The 17,069-nt window shown below is 62.3% G+C and carries 13 protein-coding genes; 7 read left to right on the top strand and 6 right to left on the bottom strand.

Going from position 1 to position 17,069, the window contains the following annotated elements:
• Positions 1 to 311 precede the first annotated feature (311 nt).
• Complete coding sequence (locus C4S68_RS06955; protein WP_103932343.1) at positions 312 to 1,037, top strand: hypothetical protein; 726 nt, start codon at positions 312 to 314, stop codon at positions 1,035 to 1,037.
• A 20-nt stretch (positions 1,038 to 1,057) separates the two neighbouring features.
• Here C4S68_RS06955 and C4S68_RS06960 read toward each other — a convergent pair whose 3' ends face one another.
• A complete protein-coding gene (locus tag C4S68_RS06960; protein WP_268807267.1) occupies positions 1,058 to 1,924 on the bottom strand; it encodes a prephenate dehydratase in 867 nt (288 codons plus the stop codon).
• A gap of 201 nt (positions 1,925 to 2,125) precedes the next feature.
• On the opposite strand from C4S68_RS06960, the gene C4S68_RS06965 reads away from it, so the two are divergent.
• Together C4S68_RS06965 and C4S68_RS06970 are read left to right on the top strand one after the other, a co-directional pair.
• The gene (locus tag C4S68_RS06965) at positions 2,126 to 2,275 is read left to right on the top strand and encodes a lmo0937 family membrane protein (protein ID WP_103932344.1); all 150 of its coding nucleotides are present in this window, start codon (positions 2,126 to 2,128) and stop codon (positions 2,273 to 2,275) included.
• Between the two features lie 124 nt (positions 2,276 to 2,399).
• Complete coding sequence (locus tag C4S68_RS06970) at positions 2,400 to 2,705, top strand: CsbD family protein (RefSeq protein WP_103932345.1); 306 nt, start codon at positions 2,400 to 2,402, stop codon at positions 2,703 to 2,705.
• A gap of 65 nt (positions 2,706 to 2,770) precedes the next feature.
• Here the strand turns inward: C4S68_RS06970 and C4S68_RS06975 are convergent, their stop codons facing one another.
• The 5 genes from C4S68_RS06975 to C4S68_RS06995 all read right to left on the bottom strand — a co-directional run bounded on the left by C4S68_RS06975 (position 2,771) and on the right by C4S68_RS06995 (position 13,500).
• Positions 2,771 to 3,637: a UbiA-like polyprenyltransferase gene (locus C4S68_RS06975; protein WP_103932346.1), complete on the bottom strand. Its 867-nt coding sequence runs from the start codon at positions 3,635 to 3,637 to the stop codon at positions 2,771 to 2,773.
• Positions 3,638 to 3,751: 114 nt separating this feature from the next.
• A complete protein-coding gene (locus C4S68_RS06980) occupies positions 3,752 to 4,519 on the bottom strand; it encodes a BON domain-containing protein (protein WP_103932347.1) in 768 nt (255 codons plus the stop codon).
• Positions 4,520 to 4,633: 114 nt separating this feature from the next.
• Complete coding sequence (locus C4S68_RS06985; protein ID WP_103932348.1) at positions 4,634 to 9,190, bottom strand: translocation/assembly module TamB domain-containing protein; 4,557 nt, start codon at positions 9,188 to 9,190, stop codon at positions 4,634 to 4,636.
• Positions 9,187 to 9,984 (bottom strand): peptidylprolyl isomerase, encoded by a 798-nt coding sequence (locus C4S68_RS06990; RefSeq protein ID WP_103932349.1) that lies wholly within the window; start codon positions 9,982 to 9,984, stop codon positions 9,187 to 9,189. The genes C4S68_RS06985 and C4S68_RS06990 overlap by 4 nt, the downstream gene beginning before the upstream one ends.
• Positions 9,985 to 10,020: 36 nt before the next feature.
• Positions 10,021 to 13,500 (bottom strand): outer membrane protein assembly factor, encoded by a 3,480-nt coding sequence (locus tag C4S68_RS06995; protein WP_103932350.1) that lies wholly within the window; start codon positions 13,498 to 13,500, stop codon positions 10,021 to 10,023.
• A gap of 412 nt (positions 13,501 to 13,912) precedes the next feature.
• Here C4S68_RS06995 and C4S68_RS07000 point away from each other — a divergent pair, with 412 nt between their 5' ends.
• The 4 genes from C4S68_RS07000 (at position 13,913) to C4S68_RS07015 (ending at position 16,962) form a co-directional block, all read left to right on the top strand.
• Positions 13,913 to 15,025: a ThiF family adenylyltransferase gene (locus tag C4S68_RS07000; RefSeq protein WP_200821503.1), complete on the top strand. Its 1,113-nt coding sequence runs from the start codon at positions 13,913 to 13,915 to the stop codon at positions 15,023 to 15,025.
• A gap of 155 nt (positions 15,026 to 15,180) precedes the next feature.
• Complete coding sequence (locus tag C4S68_RS07005; RefSeq protein WP_103932756.1) at positions 15,181 to 15,825, top strand: RNA polymerase sigma factor; 645 nt, start codon at positions 15,181 to 15,183, stop codon at positions 15,823 to 15,825.
• The gene (locus tag C4S68_RS07010) at positions 15,822 to 16,100 is read left to right on the top strand and encodes a hypothetical protein (protein ID WP_103932352.1); all 279 of its coding nucleotides are present in this window, start codon (positions 15,822 to 15,824) and stop codon (positions 16,098 to 16,100) included. Before C4S68_RS07005 ends, C4S68_RS07010 begins: the two co-directional genes overlap by 4 nt.
• 307 nt (positions 16,101 to 16,407) lie before the next feature.
• Positions 16,408 to 16,962, top strand: a complete 555-nt coding sequence (locus tag C4S68_RS07015) for a shikimate kinase (protein WP_235011432.1) — start codon at positions 16,408 to 16,410, stop codon at positions 16,960 to 16,962.
• Positions 16,963 to 17,069 lie beyond the last annotated feature (107 nt).

Genomic DNA, 17,069 nt, shown 5'->3' on the forward strand with positions numbered 1-17,069 from the left:
GCATTCCCTGGCTCACACTGCAAATTCGGGGTTTGAACTATCTTAGCCGACGCTGTATGAGCGCCCGTTAGCGCTGACTGACAGCGTACCTCGTATCCACTCCTCAGGGATGTGAGCAGAAGCACACGTCAACAGGCGTCAACACCGGCCTTCGCGACACCCTACGCTCCTGGTGCAACGACTGTAAAGCTCGGCTGTGGACGCGCGAAGACTCGAAAGAGGCGTTCTTCTGCAACCGAAGCACGATGTGAAACTCCGGCGCGATACACTTCGGCAAACCTGTCCTGCTAACTCTGAGTCCGCGAGCCCCTATGACCTACGATCCCGCCTTCGTGCCCATCTCTTCCACTCCCGCCCCGGTCAGCGAGCGCCGCCCCACCGGCGTCGTGATCGCTGCGCTGACGCTGGGTCTCGCCTCGCTGGGGCTGCTCGTCATGGCTGGATTTCTGGCGGTGGCCGTCGTCGTGGTTGGAAAGTCTCCGCAGATGCTAGCAGCCGCACAAAGCGGAACGCCGCAAGGCGCCATGCCACCCAGCATCGCCGCGATTCAGCTCATCTATGTGGCAATGTCGATCGTGTCGCTTGGACTGGCCGTCTGGGGTGGCGTCACCGTCGTGGGACTGTTCCGGCTCAAGCCCTGGGCTCGCATCTCGATCATGGTGCAGGGAGGTCTCGTTGCAGCTTCCGCGGGCTTCTTCGCTCTCATCTGCCTCATCGCTCCGCTCATGATGTCCTCCATGAAGCTGCCGTCCAACGTCAGCAGCTCGCAGATGCACATCGTCTTCGCCGTGATGGGCCTGATCGCAGGCCTGGTCGCCCTCGTAGGCGTCTGGTGGATCGTCTACTTCGCCCTGCGAGGAGCCCGCGAGGTATTCTCGCCCAGCAGCCGTCCGGGGCAGTCCTTCGGCTCACGCTCGGCGATCGCCACGCCGGCACTGCCGCCGCGGCAGGTCGGCCCCATCACTGACTTCAGCGTCGCGCAACCGTTGCCGCCGACAGCTCCTCCACCACCGGAGAACATCGATCCAGAGATCTAACACTCGTGACGCTGGCCCCGTTACGCCGCCGCGTAACGCCCCAGCTCCTTCACCATGGAGCACACCGGCTTCAGAGCCGCCAGCGCAGCGTCCGCCGTGGACTCATCGTCGAAGCGGAAGTCCACGTAGAAGATGTACTCCCACGGACGCCCCGGAACCGGGCGCGACTCGATCTTCATCAGGTTGACGCCTGCCGCTGCGAGGCCCTGCAGCGCTGCCACCAGCGTGCCGGGCTGGTGTTCCACCGCGAACGCCACGCTGAGCTTGTTAGGGGCGGGAAGGCTGCCGGGTTTGGGGTCGCTCGCACGCCGCAGCAGGTGAAAGCGCGTGTAATTGTCCTCGTGGTCTTCGATCCCCGGGACGAGAATCTCCGCACCATAGATCTCCGCAGCCAGCGCCGGAGCTACACCCGCTACGTCGCGCAGGCCCTCCGCCATCACGTGCTTCACGCTGCCCGCCGTGTCATAGAAGGGCACAGCGCGCGCGTGTGTCATGGTCGCAAGATACTTGCGGCACTGCGCCAGCGCGACGGGGTGCGAGTAAACAGTGCGAATCTCGTCGAGTTTCACACCCGGAACCACCATCAGGTTGTGCCGGATGCGCAGCTGACCCTCGCTGTCGATCCGCACCGGGTTCGCCAGCATCAGGTCGTAGTGTTCATGCACGCTGCCGTGCAGGCTGTTCTCGATCGGCAATACCGCCCCATCGACACGACCGTCGACCAGCGCCGCGATCACCTCGGCCGAAATGGAGCAGGGAACCACCTCGACGTCCCCGAGCATCTCGAGCGCCATCATGTGGCTGTTCGATCCCGGCTCGCCCTGGATGGCGACCGTTCGCAATCTGCTAATGCCCTGTTCCTTCGCCTGCGTCGTTCCGAGACTCACCGCTACCACCCTCCATCGCCTGCCGCGCGATTTTCGCCGGCACGGGCAACCCTGTCGATACAACAGATTATCCCGGCGAAGGGACAACCTCGCTCATAAGCATGGGCTCTTATTCATTACAACCCGGCGCGGAGCCGGAAAGATTTCAGCGCCGATCCCGCAGGCATGAGGATCGCGCTTCATCGTTAGGAGAACGACCTCATGCTTTGGACCATCACGATTATTCTCGTCATCCTCTGGCTTCTCGGCGTTGTTAGCAGCTACACGCTGGGCGGCTGGATTCACCTTTTGCTGGTCTTGGCGGTTATCGTTCTGATCTTCAACCTTCTTTCGGGGCGCAGAGGAATCTAGTCGCTCTGCCCGGCGATCCGGCTACGTTGCATCAGGCTGGATCGCATCGACAGTTAGCACGCAAACGATACTCGCGATTTGGGATTCCGGCCCAGTCGCGCGGTACCTTTTCGAGGAGCCTCATATGAGCACCACGACAAGTGAAAGCACGATCAAAGGCAAGTTCAACGAAGTAGCTGGCCGCGCGAAGCAGAGCATCGGCGAGCTGACGAACAACGACTCCCTGGCCAACGAAGGCGCCGCCCAACAGATCAAGGGGCACGCCCAGCAGGCCTGGGGAAGCCTTGAAGAAGCCGCGAAGGACACCAAGGAACGTCACCAGCCCGAAGCTGAAGCCAAGGCGCATGACATCCGGGAGAAGATTGTTTCGACTGCGCAGAACGTCCGCGAGCACGTCGAGGCCTTCGCCGAAAAACACAAGAATCACTAGGATTCGCTTTGGCGCCAAGAACAAGGCCCGCTTCGGCGGGCCTTGTCGTTTCTTGAAAACGAAGCTCAGCGACGCACGAGAATATCGGTCGCCACAAAAACGAAGAACACCACCGAGATGATGCCGTTCAACGTGAAGAACGCAGCGTTCATCCGTTTCAGGTCGCGTGGGCTCACGATCGCGTGCTCATACGCCAACAACGCGCCCACAAGGCACATCCCTGCAAACGCAATCCACCCCAGCCCGAAGGCATGCACCAGCACGAAGAGCAGCACAAACATGGTGCCGTGCATGCCCTGCGCGATCCAGAACGCCCCTTCCAGGCCGAACGCTGCCGGAATGCTGTTCAGTCCCACCTTGCGATCATGCTCGAAGTCCTGGCACGCATACAGCACATCGAATGCACCGACCCATAGCAGCACGATCGCCGTCATCAACAGCATGCGCCAGTCATAGGTGCCGCGCACCGCTATCCACGCTGCCGAAGGAGCAATGCCAAGCGCGAGCCCCAGCACCAGGTGTGACCACCGTGTGATGCGCTTCATGTAGCTGTAGCTGAGGATCACTGCCAGCGCGATTGGAGACAGCACCAGTGTTAGCCGATTCAGCATCGCGGAGGCCACGAGAAACAGGCACGCCGAGATCAACGTGAAGGCGATGACAAACGTGATCGTAAGCTCGCCCTTGGCCAGTGCCCGCATCGATGTCCGTGGATTGGCTGCATCGAGCTTCGCATCCACCAGCCGATTGAACGCCATGGCCGCCGACCGGGCGCTCACCATACACACGATGATCCAGCCTAGAACTTGAAGCGGCGGCCATCCACCAGCTGCCAGCATCGCTCCCGTGAGAGCGAACGGGAGCGCAAAGATCGAGTGCTCCCACTTGATCATCTCCAGCGTGACGCGCGTGCTGCGGAGAATGTTTTCCATCGCTTAATCGTACTTGAAACGCGGATACGGCATTCCCGGCGCCTTCCGGCCCTCATTGCCGGGTGTTGGGCCACGAACCAGCTGACCCGACATCCGGCAACTCGAACCCGATACCTACCGGCCGCTCTCCTGGCCTGCGACCTGCAGATCGTTCGTCACCGAGAACACTCCCGGAACGCCGTTCGCCCGCATGCCTGCCATCTGTTTGTCGGACTGGCTGTCCACCGATCCCACGAGGGTTGCGTGCCCATTGATCACAACGATGCGGATCGACTTCGCAGGATCAAGCGCGTAACGATTCAGCGCCGTGTAACCGTAGATCGCAGCAAAGAGCGCGCGGCGCAGCTGGTCGTCGTTGCTGGAGAGCGGCGCCACCTTGATGTTGTCCACCAGGTCGCGCACACCACTGGTATCGGCAATATCGCCGATCACCTCGTCCTTATCTTCAGGACGCACGGCGACGCCGCCCACCGTCACCACACCGTCATGGACGCCCAGCGTGAACGCATTGAACGGTTGCGTCCAATAGCCGACGCGGGCATAGAGGATCTTCTTCATCAGCTTCTCGCCGAGCTGCTGATCGCTGATGACCGGGCCGCCGCTCATCGACACCTGGATGTGATTCTGCACGCCCACCGGCTTGAAATGCTCAGCCTTCCTGGCGGCCTCGATCTTGTCGTTCAGCTTGTTTACCTGGCCGGTCAAAGTCACAACACCTTCGGCGACCTGGACCTGCACGTCGGCATACTGCTTCTTGCTGAGTGATTTCTGCACCTCGGCCTGAAGCTGAGGATCGGGGTCGACCTTCTGCGCCGCAATCGAAACGGTGGAAAGAGTAATGGCCAGCATCGCAGCAGCGGATAGTAGCGTCTTTGTTCGCATAGTGCACTTTCTCCTGGAGCTCCGCACCCCTCGGAGGCTCAACTATTTCGATGCTTAATGCCCGAGGAAGTGAGCATCGCCGACAAAACGCTTACATAACGCCCGAGCCCGAAATTAACGATAGCGCTTGCGGATCTTGTACACGATGGAGAAGACGCCGGATTCGTCGCGGGTGGCTACAATCGAGCGATTCTCCGATACCTGCCACTGCACCTGGATCAGCTGTTGCGCCGTCTGGTTCACGTTGGTCGCGAATACCAGCGTCAGCTGCTTGGAGAGTGGCTCCTGCACCGTGATGCGTGCCGACGAGTTTCCGAGTGTGCCCACGAAGGCCGGATCGATCTTCACCGAACCCGCACCGAAGAGTTTGCCCACACGGCTCGAGACGGTCGCGTTCAATGCTCCGCCCAGCAGCGCACTGGTCGTCGGATCGGTTCCGGCCTGCACCTGCTGCTCCTGGTAGAGCTGCGCTTCTTCCTGTGTGCGTCCCAGCGCTAGCAGGTTGAAGATGTCAGCCTCAGTGAGCGGGGGCTCTGACCGGTACGTCGGCTTCAGGTTGGTCATCGTACCGTTCAGCCCGATCGTGATGTCGTAGTTCTCCACGCGCGCGCTCGCCGTCAGATCGATGATCGGATCGATGCGCACCGGGTTCGAGAAGTAGATCGTTCCGCGGTCCAGCTGATACTTCGTTCCCGCAAACGTCGCGCTGCCTTCGGTGATCTGGATGCGACCCAGGATGCTCGGCACTGCGGTTGTGCCACGCACTGTCAGGTCGACGGTACCGGCAAGTTTCGCGTAGCTGTTCTGGAAGTCGAGCTGCGGCGAGCTCGTGATCCGCACATCCAGCCGCACTTTGTTGGCAGCAGACGTCGGATCCGGAGGAAGTTCGACACCACCCGCTCCCGCGAAGCCTGCAAAGTCCACATCCGGCCCCACGTTGAAGCGCGTGATCAGCACATTGCCGGAGAAGAGCAGCGACTGCGGGCCGCCCTGCAGACGGAAGTTCGCATTGGCCGTGGCGCTCAGCCCGTTATAGCGGACGCGAACGTTGTCGCCGGTGGCCGTCAGGTCCGCAACCAGGCCCTTCTGGTAGTAGATTGAGCCGCCGATCTTGAGATCGCCACCACCGGAGCGCCCGGTGAGCGACTGCACGTCGAGTCGGTTCTCGTTGAACACCAGCGTGCCGTTCATCGAGCTCAGGCCGTTCGGTATACCGTCGATCGCGAGGTTCACGTTCTGGAACTGCACCTTGCCGTTGAGCTCCGGCGCCAGCAACCTTCCATTCGCCCCGACGTTGAAGATGACCTTGCCACTCGTGATGAGATCCTGGTCGAAGACGTGCGCGAGGCCCATGTTGATCGCGCCGCCCGCGTTGATGCTCAGCGTACCGCCCTTGGGATTGGGATCGCCGAAGAGTACCGCCGAGCCACCCGCGCGCAGGTCGGTGTCGCGCCCCGTAATGTGAAGCTGGTCGATCGTGAGCGTGCCGTTGCGTAGCGAAGCCCGCAGCGGCTCCGCAGTCTTCAGGTCGATGCCCTGCACCATGATGTCGGCGAGGTTCAGCTCGATGTTGCCCACCAGCTGTTTCGGCTGCGTCGCTGGTCCGTTCACCGTAATCGTGCCGCTGATCTTCGAAGTTGCCTTCACGCTGCCGGGCGCGAACAATGCGATCGCGTTCGCAATATCGAGGTCTGCGAGCGTCAGCTTGGCGCTGGTGTCGAAGTTCCCTGTAAGGGCCGTCTGGCCGTTGGCTACCAGCTGCGCTCCCAGCGCATTCGAATGCACGTCGTAGTAGACGATGCTCTTCGTGCTGTAAGCGGTCGCGTTGAGGTCCCCCAGCGCCTTGCCTTGGTAGATCAGCTTCGCAAGGCTCAGCTTGGCATGCAGATTCGGTTCTTGCAGCGTGCCGTTGGCATCGGCGTTGAAGGTCAACACGCCGTCTGCCCCGGCGTTGCGTACCGCCGCAAGCTTTGCCAGCTGCATGTTGCTGCCTGCAAGCTGCGCTGTGATGTGCTTCGTCTCGTAGTTGTAGCTGCCGGAGCCACTCACCGACATGTCATAGGCCTGCACCAGCAGGTGGGAGGCGTCGATCTGCGGCCCCGCCATCGTAAAGATCACATCGAGATTCTGATAGCTCTCGCCGTAAGCCGAGCCGTTCTTCAGCGTCACCTCGCCGCCACCCGCGAGAGTCTTCAACGTGCCTGCCGCATGAGCGTTCGCAGCCACGGTACCGGTGAGAGGAATCTTGCCTTTCTGACCAGCGATGTCCAGCAGGTCCGCAGCCTGTGCTGTGTCCAGCTTCAAGTTGGTGTTGATGTCACCGCCGTCATCCCACACGTAGCTCACAAGGCCGCGCCGTGAGACGACCTTGCGCGGACGATAGGTGCCCGCTACCTCGAGCACGGCGGTGTTGCGCTTGATCGTCGACGAGCCAACTGCCAGTCCCGAGTTCGGGGAATACTCCGCATCCGCGACCAGCGAGTCGATGTGGACGTCTGCGGTGGTGCCTGATGCTGCCTCAAAGTTGTCCGCGCTCAGGTGACCCTTCACATCGAGATTACGTACCGCGCCATGCGCCGAACCGTTGAAGTTCAACGCTCCATGCAGCGCCACGGGGATTGCTGCCGAGCCCTTCTTCCCATTGTTCTCGAAGCCGAGCGTCTGAAGCACGGAGTCGAACTCGGAGAGATCGCGGGCCTGCAGGTTGAGCGCAAGCTGCGTCAACGGATCGCCCTTGTTCACACCGAGGATGCCGTTCGCGTCCAGCGTCGTCGATGGTGTCTGGAGGTTCACCGACGTGATCTTTACGGTCTCGTTGGCGCCGTCGTAGTGGCCCACCACATGGCCGCTCACCGGGATGTTTTGCCTGCCCCTGGTTTGCTTGCCTGTGGGAGTAAACGCCAGATCCGCGTCGACCTTCACCGTGTCGGCGACGTTCGTTGCGGGCCCGCCCCACTCGACCTCCACGGGGCCTGCAATGGACGTGTCGAGTCCGAGATCACCGTAGTGCTCCGGCGCGGTGATGTCCATGATGGTGCGCAGCGAGATGCCCTGCACCTTGACCGTGATGTACGTATGCGTGCCGGTGACCGGCGCCGCCGTAGCTGCGGCGGTCTTGGGCGAAACATCCTTTCGCTTCACGGCCTTCACGTTGTCGACGGGGGCTTTCGCACCGATGCTCTTCGCGGCGTTGTTCGCGACCTTTTCGCTGGCCACCGTCGTCGCGGAGGCCACCGGAGAATCGGGCAGCACCTCGCCAAGCCAGTTCTCGATCTTCATATCGCCGGCGATACGGCCACCACCAGGAAGCGTCGAGGTGATCGAGTTGAAGAGCAGCTCTTCCGGCGTCACGTGAAGCTGTGCCACTGCGTCCACGTCATGGAATCGAACCTGGGGAATCCGATAGGCCACACGATGGGCCTTCACCCCGCCCACCAGCAGGTAGCCCTTCTGGCAGTCCGGGCTTGGCGGCAACGCCTTGGCGGCGGGTGATGTCTTGTGGCTCCGTTGCCAGAAGTGCGGCTTCGTCTGCGCTTCCTGCGGAGTCACGTCGCACGAGTGTCCACTCACATCGAGTTCCACCGAACCAGCGCTGAAACCGTCGATGCCCGCGAGCAGTCCGAGCTGCTTCAGGTCAACGCTGCCGTTTGCGCTCGCCTGCCACACCGGCTTCGCAAAGTCGCGCAAGAAGACATTCGCGGAAAGGTGTGTATTGCGAGCCGTCGTAAAGTCCACTTTGTTCAGCGCAAACATGTCGCGGCCAAGCTCGGCGGTGATGTGCAGCTGCGATTGCACCTCGGGCTGCTTGCTGATCCTCGTCCGCAGATCGTTAAGGTCGACCGTAGCGCCGTAGTGATCGGTCTGCGGCAGGTACTTCACCTCGGCCGCGAGATCGTGCGCTGCCATGTCGAACGGGATCGACTTGTCGTTGATCACCGCCAGGCCATTGGCAAGTTGCACATCGCCAGCCTGCAGGTCGAGCAGCGTGTTCTGCACCGGCTCCGTGCTTGGTGTCGGATGCTTCGGCGTCGGCTGGTTGGTCGTTCCGTCCTTGTTCACGATCAGGTGAACATGCGGCTGCTCGACACGCAGGAAGTTGAGCCCAACGTGCGTCTGCGGCCCCTTGCCCACGGTGTGGGAAATGAAGGTGTTGATGCGCAGACGCAGCAGAATCTTGTCCGCAGAAAGATAGGGCATCTCGCCGGCAGGCTCGGTGCCATGGATGACGAGCCCGTCGACCTCAATCGCAAGATGCCACAGGCTGAAGCCGATGTGCCCGACGTCGACGCGGCCACCGGTGGAGTCTTCGAGCACCTCCTTCACCTCGCGGCCCACGCGGTGCTGGAAGTCGTTGGTGCCCGTGTACCAGGTCGCAACGCCCAGCATCAGCACCAGCAGCGCCAGCAGAGAACCGGAGACGATACCCACCCAACGCCAGAATCCACGGCGTTTCGCAGGAGGAATCTCCTCATACCGATCGTGTACATCCTTAAGCTTCTCTTTGAGGTGCTCGCCCTTCTCCTTGAGATGTTCGCCGAGGTGCTCGCCTGTTTCCTTCAGGTGCTCGTGCGTCTCCCTCAGGTGGTCACGAAGCGACTCGTGCGCCTTGGGCTTCTCGTCCTCCGGTCCTTTGGAGGCCGGAGCATTGGGATCATTGCCGAAGAGGCTCATGGTGCGACCTCCCCGGGATGCATCACGACGATGGACCCTTGTGCGCGCAGGCTCTTCAGCCAGTCATCCAGCAAAGCCGTCACGTGCTGCGAGAGCAGCACCTCCTGGATACGCTCCGACAGCGTATCCAGCTTCGGAGCCGCTACGTGCTGGGCTGCATACTCCGGCAGCATCGTCTTCGTGTAGTAGTCCTGAATCTCCTGCGGAGTAATGCGGATGCCCATCTTGAAGCGCTGCTCTATGTAGTCCAGCACCTGCATCCTCTGCGCCCACAGCCCCTGCAGCGACTGCTCGGTAAAGCCCTGCTTTGCGAGGAATGCATCCCATCCCGCCTTGGTCGCGCAGTCATAGCGCTTGCACTCCGGGATGTTCTTGCGCAGGCCGTCGAGCTCCTTCTCAACCTCATCGGCCGGGATGGGCTCATCGTTCTGCAGCTTCACCTGCTGCAGGATCAGCGCGCGGTTGATGAGGCGGTTGACCGCCTGGTCGCGTGAGCCCTCACGCTCCGGATTGTCATACGGCTCGAGAGCTTCGAGCCGCAGCTCCTGGTCCACATCGCTGTCCAGGATGAGATCTCCATTGACGATCGCGACGATGCGGTCGATGGGTGTACCGGGCGAGGTGGTGGTCGTGGGCGGCAACGACGATGCAGAGGCGGCGGGAGCTACGCCGGGCACAACTTTGGCCGGGCCCGGGGCATTGATGGTCGATGGCGCGACCTGCGCCTGGACTAGCCCGGCGCCCGCAAAGGCGCACAGGGCCGCAAGCATCATCGTTGCTGCCTTCGTGTCCATCGCCCCGCCGTGTTGTGCTCGCCTTGTCATCGCGGTTTAGAAGGTCTGTCCGATACCAAAGAAGAAGTTGAAGTGACTTGCACGGCCCACATAGGGCGCTGCACCCGTGTAGTCGTCATACACGGGATACGTGGGCGGATTCAGGTTATAGCTGAAGTCCACACGGATCGGTCCCACGGGCGTCTTATAGCGCGCACCCATGCCGATCGCGTGCGAGTAGTAGTTGAAGCTGCAGGTGCCCGTGAGTGTACTCACATCCGTCGTGCCCGCCGGAACACTGACGTTTTCGCAGGTCTGCTTGTCGGGCTGCCGGAAGTTCTTGATGCTCTTCAGCATGTCCGAGGGATAGCGGAAGACGTTGCCCATGTCGTGGAAGAAGACGAAAGATACGCTGTCTCCCACCAGCGGAAGCACGGGAGGCGGCAGCCGCAGCTCGAAGGTGTTCACCACCACGGCCGAGCCTCCGACGGGATAGCCGGTCGTCAGATCGCGGGGACCTGCATCGTTGATGCCAAAGCCGCGGTGCGAGTTCGCTCCGCCGGCGTACAGGCGCTCAGGCAGGGGAATCGGGTTGCAGGTCGCGTTGCTGTAGAGCAGGCTGCCCGAGCAGTTGGCAATCGCTCCAATGCTGGAGAGATTGCTCACGCCGCTGGTTCCGCCGTAGAAGTTCTCAAAGCCCACCCGCAGGTTGCGTGCGAAGGTGTACTTCCGTCGCTTGCCAAACGTGTAGTAGCTGGAGTGCGAGAAGTCTGTGCGGCTGAAGTCCGTCTCTGCGCCGAACGTCGAGTACGAGATGAACTCCTGGGCGCTGAAGTACTGCCCGTGTTGCGCATCCAGGGGCGAAGGATCGCGCGTGTCGTGGAAGAACGTAATTCCTGGGCCACCGACCGTTACGGGCTCTGACAGCTGCGGCACCAGGTTCGGCGTAATCTCCAGCGAGTCCTCGTTCACCGAGATGCGGCGATAGAGAAAGTCGTAGATCACGTTATCGGCGCGCTTGATCTTCTGCGCGACCCGGAAGTCACCCTGCAGCGTGGAGGCCTGGAACGTGGTGATGTTCTGCACGTTGGAGTAGCCACCCGAAATCGACGCTGTCAGTGTCGGCTTTCCGAGAAACTGCGGCACGTTGTACGTCAGCGTAGCGACGCGCTCCAGCAGACCATAGGTGCTGTGCAGCGTCAGCGACTGCGTTGTGCCGCGCAGGTTGATGCGGGAGACGTCCAGCGACACGCGAGGACTCACTCCAGCCTGTCCGTTCTGCGCTGCCGTGTTGCCCTGCTTGTTGCCGTTGGTCACGGAAGGAATGCCCGTCTGTGCCTCGAAGCCGAAGCCATAGGTCACATCCCAGCGCTTCGCTTCGGTCAGCTGCACGAGCACGTTCTTCGTTGGAGCTTGCCCGGTAGGGTTCTGCACCGCAGCGTTTACCTCGCTGAACAGCGCGAGGTTGTAGAGGTTGCGTTGCGTATCCAGTAGCGCGCTCTGGTTCAGCGGATCTCCCGCGTGCACCTTCAGCTGCTTGTCGACGAGGCGCGGCTTGGTATGCACCACACCGGAGAGCAGAACGCTTTCGATCGCAACCATACGCCCTTCATGCACGTTGAAGGTCACGTCTGTGCGCGTGGCATCGTCATCGCTCAGGGCCTGGTCCAGCTCGATGCGTGCGTGATCGAAGCCGTGCGAGACGTAATAGCTCAACACGGCGTCGCGGTCCTGCGAGAGCGTGACCAGGGAGAACGGTTGTCCGCTCTCGGCGCTCAGCAACTTTTTCACCTCGGCCTGCCGCGCTTCGTCCACTCCTGATAGCGTCACGTCACCGAACTTCTGCTGGGCGCCCTCGACCACGTTGAAGTGCACCTTGATCTCGGGCTTCTTCATCGTCTGCCCGCTCGCCGTCTTGTCGATATCCTCAACGCTCGATGTCACCTTGACGTGGGTGAAGCCGTTCGCCCGATACAAGCTCTCGATCGTGCTCGCGTCGGCGTTGACCAACTGCGTGGAGTAGCGTCCCGAGCGCTGGTAGGCATCGCCCTTCTTCACCCGCAACGACTCCTCGATCAGCTCCGCATCGAAGTACTTGTTGCCCTTCACCGTCACATCGGTGACGCGATGCTGCAGGCCCGGCTTCACGTCATAGCGCACCGTGACCGTTGGGGTGTCGCGCCCGGTGACTTGTACTGAGTCCTGCACATCGAAGTAGCCTTTCTGCTGCAGGTAGTCGCGGATGTTGAACGCGCCTTCGTTCAGCAGATCGATGTCGACCGCGCCCTCCTCGTAGATGGGCACCAGCAGTTTCACGCGCGAGCGGGGCAGCTTCACGCCCTCGACGTCCACCTTTACCAGCGGCCCCTGGTGCGCCTGGAACTTGTAATCAATCTGTCTGCGTTGCGCTGCGTAGGTCGAATCCTCCAGGCTGATGGTGCCCTCGAGTCGATCCTTCTTCTGGTAATAGCCACGAACTCCCGCCAGCGCGTTGCTGGTCGTGTCGCGCGTCACCTTGGGGCGGCAGTGGGGCTGGAATGCGTGGGTGAGCAGTGAACAGTTCAGCTCGCCTTTCTTGCGGAACTCCTCTTGCGTGATGCCCGCATCGGTGCCGTCGACGGCCACATCGCCGACACGCGCCTGCGGGCCCAGCGTCACCTTGAACGTCGCGTTCACCTGCTGGCCCACGTCCGTCGCGGTGGTTGGGGCCACCGTCGACTGGTAGTACCCGTTCTGCTTCAGCGCGTCTGTGATGCCTTCGACCGCGGCCGGAATCTCCGACTCGGTAAACGGTGTTCCCGGCTCAAGCTTGGTGGAGAACTCGAATAGGGACGACAGACGCTCATTCGGCACCCCGACGATCGTCACCCGCCCCACGTAGTAGCGCGGCGTGCCCGTAAAGATCAGCGTCAACCCATCGCCATTGGGTTCGGCGTTCACGGCGAGATCCCGATAACGTCCGCTCGCGAAGAGTCTTCGCAGATCCGCACGGACCTTCTCGGCATCCAGCGGCTGGTCCGCCTTCTGGGTAAGCTTCGCTGGCAGAGGATCGCCTGCGGGGAAGGTCACGCCGTCGAACCGGATGTCCTTTACCATCATTCCCTGCCTGGACCAGACCGAGCTGGCCAGTGCCGGCAGGGGATTGCTTACCACTGGCGCGGGAGGTGGTGCGTTCGCTGCCGCCGCGGCTGCCGCCGGGCTCTGCGAGTTCGGCCCGGGCAGAGCCTCGGGACTGGCAGCCTGCGCGGCCTTTGCCGAAGCGCCCGGGGACTGCACCGCGCCAGCCGCTCCGTTCGAGAGTGCCGGCGAGCTTGCGGCCTGTCCACTCAGTGTGGTCGTGGTCGGGGATGTTGCCGGTGCTGCGGTCTGAGCGACGCTCGAAACCGCGTAGAAAGCGAGCGCTGCGCTGGCCAGCAGGGCAACGGCGCTCGGGGCCTGCGGGGCCTGCGCCTGCACTGGCTGCCGCTTTCCCGCGCCCAAAGAACTGCCCTCGCGGGCCAAAGCCGTCTTCGGACCGCTCGACCGCGGTCCGCTCATGCTCTGCCGGTCTTCTCCTGCCGGACCCGTCACTGCCGCTTCCTTTGCGCCAAGTTGCCTGCTTCCACTTCGTATACCGGTATCGCTGGGATACCGTCGGCATCGGTCTCCGGGACACCGTGGGAAACCGGCTGGAGTGAAACCTCTGATTTCCCGTAGAGATGCAATCTGCGGGCGTGGGGTTCGCTCGCGGCCACAACTGGCCGGAAGCCTATACTTCTCATCAAAGATGGAGCGTTTCCCAGTGTCTGCCTTTGCTGAAAACCCCGGGCCCGATCAATCGTCGCGCAATGGCACCCCTTCCGGGTTGGACGGCCCGGCGGGAAAGCCGCCTGCAAGTGCTTTAAGCCAACCGAATCAGTCTATTCAATCTGTGGACGACGGTGGTCTTGGCGAACGATATTCCCGTCAGATGCTCTTCCCGGGCATCGGCCTCAAGGGGCAGCAAGCTCTTGGACTGCGCCATGTCGCGATTGTGGGCGTGGGCGCGACCGGGGCGGTTACCGCCACGCTCCTCGCCCGCGCTGGCGTCGGGCTTCTGACCCTCATCGACCGCGACTTCGTCGAGCCCTCCAATTTGCAGCGACAGATCCTCTACGACGAGGAAGACGCCCGCAACGCTCTGCCCAAGGCCGAGGCCGCAAAGCAGCACCTCCGCCGCGTCAACTCCAGTGTCATGGTCGAAGCTCATGTCGCCGATTTGACCCCGGCCAACGTCGAAGCCCTGCTGGGGCCTGTGGACCTCGTGCTCGACTGCACCGACAACTACGAGACCCGCTACCTCATCAACGACCTCTGCGTTCGAGACGGCAAGGCGTGGATCTATGCCGCCGCCGTCGGAGCCTACGCCGCAGGAATGAATGTGCTGCCACAGGGCCCAGGGCCCAGGGTCCAGGGTCCAGAAGACGCTCCGCGGAGGATGGATTCGCAGTCTGGCCCCCGGGCCCTGAACCGTGATCCCTCGCCGTGGAAGCCAGAGGCTTCCACGGCCTGCCTGGCCTGCCTCTTTCCCGAACCGCCCACCGGGCCGGTCGAGACCTGCGACACCGCCGGAATCCTCTCACCGGCGGTCAACCTCGCGGCGTCCATCCAGGTCGCAGAGGGTCTCAAGTTCCTCAGCGGACAGCCTGAGCTGATGCGCCGCACCCTCGTAGGCTATGAGCTCTGGACCAACGCTCCTGACGGCCGTCAGGCCCGCTCAGAGCTCTCCACCTCCGCCCCGCGAACCGGCTGCGAGGTCTGCGGGCAACGCATCTTCCGGCACCTCGCCGGTGAGGGCCGCCCGACCATCACCCTCTGCGGCCGCAATTCCGTGCAGATTCACGAGCACCAGCGTCCGGTCGATCTCCACGCCCTCGCCAGGAAGCTCGAGTCCTCGGGCCGGGTCCGCACCAACGGCCACCTGCTCCGGTTCGATCGCCCTCCCCACTCGCTTACCGTCTTCCCGGACGGGCGCGCGCTGGTCCAGGGAACCACCGACATCGGCTTGGCGCGTTCGTTATATGCGCGATTTGTGGGCGCTTGAAGGGCCGGACAACCCCAACCGGCTCCTACGCTTCCAACCCCACTGAAACCATTTGGAGATCCAGTGCGTTAGCCTCAGGACAGGCGCTTTGCCGGTTCGAGCCAAATCTGGACTCCCACGGACCAAAGCAGATGGCAGCTCAAGGCACAATCACGATGCAGACAAAACCGACCCCCGGGTTGTTTAAGCGCAACCCACCGATCGCCGGAGAGGCCGAAGCCATTGAGCGCGCGAAAGCGGGCGATGCGGACTCATTCTCGAAGCTCTACGCCCTGCACAAGCGGCGCGTCTACACGCTCTGCCTGCGCATGCTCGGCAACGTCTCCGAAGCCGAAGACATGACGCAGGAGGCATTCCTCCACCTCTACCGTAAGCTGGGCAGCTTCCGGGGCGAAAGCGCTTTCTCCACCTGGCTGCACCGGCTGACGGTGAACCTCGTCCTGATGCACCTCCGCAAGAAGGGCCTCCAGCTTGTTTCGCTCGAGGAGACCATCAATCCGAGTGAAGATGACGCTCCGAAGCGCGACTTTGGTGCCCGCGACCCCCAGCTTTCGGGCTCCGTGGACCGCGTCACCCTCGAGCGTGCCGTCGCTGCTCTGCCTCCGGGCTATCGCATGGTGTTTGTGCTGCACGATGTCGAAGGTTTCGAGCACAATGAGATTGCCGCTATGCTCGAATGCTCGACAGGAAACTCCAAGTCCCAGCTCCACAAGGCGCGTCTTAAGCTGCGCGAACTGCTGCGTCAGCCCGAACAGCTTCGCCCCACTCCCGCTGAGGGTGCGAAGGAGGTCACGCAGTGAAAGACCTCTCCACGTTGAACTTCGACACCATGACCACGACCGAGTTCTCGGATCTCCTGCCCGAGCTCATGTCCTCTTCCGAGGGCACGCTCTCCGACGATCCGCGTCTCCAGAAATTCTTCGACACGCATCCCGATGCTGCGGCTCTCGTACGTGACCTCGAGGCCATCGCAGAGGCCGCCAAGGGCCTCTTCGAAGCCGATGAAGAAGCGGAGCCTGCCGACACGCTATGGGACAAGATCGCCGGGAAGCTCCAGACTGAACCGGCGGAGTAGCTGTCCCGAAACTTTCCACTTGCAACGACGCCAAGACCAAGAGTAGGCTCTGACTTCGATGAACGACATCCGCATCTCCGCTCGATTTAGCAGCTGGTGGTACTACCGACCAGCGGCCGGGCGGTCTTGCGTGCTTCCGTAACAGCGAAGCCAGAATCAAGAATCCATCTGAGCCGCAGCCTGAAAAGGTTGCGGTTTTTGCTTTTGGCGGGAATCTCGCCGGTTTCCCTCACCGGTTCGCAAGCTCGAATGAATGGAGACGACAATGGCAGCAGCAGCCCTGATCGAAGTTTCGATGGAAAAGACGATGAGTTCCCAATCAGCCCGCCTCGCGCCCGCCCCCGCAGCCTTCGACCGCCTGGTGCTGACCGGCTTCATGGGCTCCGGGAAGACCACCATCGGCGCTCTCCTGGCGAAGCACCTCGGCTGGACCTTCCTCGATCTCGACCACGAGATCGAACGCCGAACCGGCCAGACCGTCCCCGGCCTCTTCGCTCAGCACGGCGAGTCGCACTTCCGCCGCCTCGAGTCGTCCGCGCTGGCCTCGGTCCTGGGCCGCAGGCACGTAGTCATCGCTCTTGGGGGCGGCGTTCCGGAGGAGCTTGGCAACCGGCTCCTGCTGGAGCAGACACCCCGAACAGCCGTCGTCTACCTCGAAGCTCCCTTCGAAGAGCTCCTGGAGCGCTGCCTCCGACAGCCCAACGCCACCGAGCGCCCCAACCTGGCCGACACCGTCCTGGCGGCGCAGCGCTTCGCTCGCCGCCAGCGCCACTACGAGCATCTCGCCCGCTTCCGCGTCGTCACGACAGGCCGAACGGCGCTCGAGACGCTGGACGATGTCCTCGCTGTCGCGCTTCGGTAGCCCGGAGAACGACGGCTGAAGCGATTCTTTCGGCAACCGGCATGAGGCAAGGGCCAGCAATTGCATCACAATAGGGACGTCGCTGCCCCAGGCTGCTTCGACCAACG

Origin of the sequence: Bryocella elongata (assembly GCF_900108185.1) — a bacterium.
GTDB lineage: Bacteria > Acidobacteriota > Terriglobia > Terriglobales > Acidobacteriaceae > Granulicella > Granulicella elongata.

What these genes read in the sequence shown, in the direction of transcription:
- C4S68_RS06955 (WP_103932343.1), top strand. Translation starts at nt 312, where the DNA reads ATGACCTACGATCCCGCCTTCGTGCCCATCTCTTCCACTCCCGCCCCG.
- C4S68_RS06965 (WP_103932344.1), top strand. Translation starts at nt 2,126, where the DNA reads ATGCTTTGGACCATCACGATTATTCTCGTCATCCTCTGGCTTCTCGGC.
- C4S68_RS06995 (WP_103932350.1), bottom strand. Translation starts at nt 13,500, where the DNA reads ATGAGCGGACCGCGGTCGAGCGGTCCGAAGACGGCTTTGGCCCGCGAG.
- C4S68_RS07005 (WP_103932756.1), top strand. Translation starts at nt 15,181, where the DNA reads ATGCAGACAAAACCGACCCCCGGGTTGTTTAAGCGCAACCCACCGATC.
- C4S68_RS06985 (WP_103932348.1), bottom strand. Translation starts at nt 9,190, where the DNA reads ATGAGCCTCTTCGGCAATGATCCCAATGCTCCGGCCTCCAAAGGACCG.
- C4S68_RS06980 (WP_103932347.1), bottom strand. Translation starts at nt 4,519, where the DNA reads ATGCGAACAAAGACGCTACTATCCGCTGCTGCGATGCTGGCCATTACT.
- C4S68_RS06970 (WP_103932345.1), top strand. Translation starts at nt 2,400, where the DNA reads ATGAGCACCACGACAAGTGAAAGCACGATCAAAGGCAAGTTCAACGAA.
- C4S68_RS07015 (WP_235011432.1), top strand. Translation starts at nt 16,408, where the DNA reads ATGAGTTCCCAATCAGCCCGCCTCGCGCCCGCCCCCGCAGCCTTCGAC.
- C4S68_RS06975 (WP_103932346.1), bottom strand. Translation starts at nt 3,637, where the DNA reads ATGGAAAACATTCTCCGCAGCACGCGCGTCACGCTGGAGATGATCAAG.
- C4S68_RS07000 (WP_200821503.1), top strand. Translation starts at nt 13,913, where the DNA reads ATGCTCTTCCCGGGCATCGGCCTCAAGGGGCAGCAAGCTCTTGGACTG.
- C4S68_RS06990 (WP_103932349.1), bottom strand. Translation starts at nt 9,984, where the DNA reads ATGGACACGAAGGCAGCAACGATGATGCTTGCGGCCCTGTGCGCCTTT.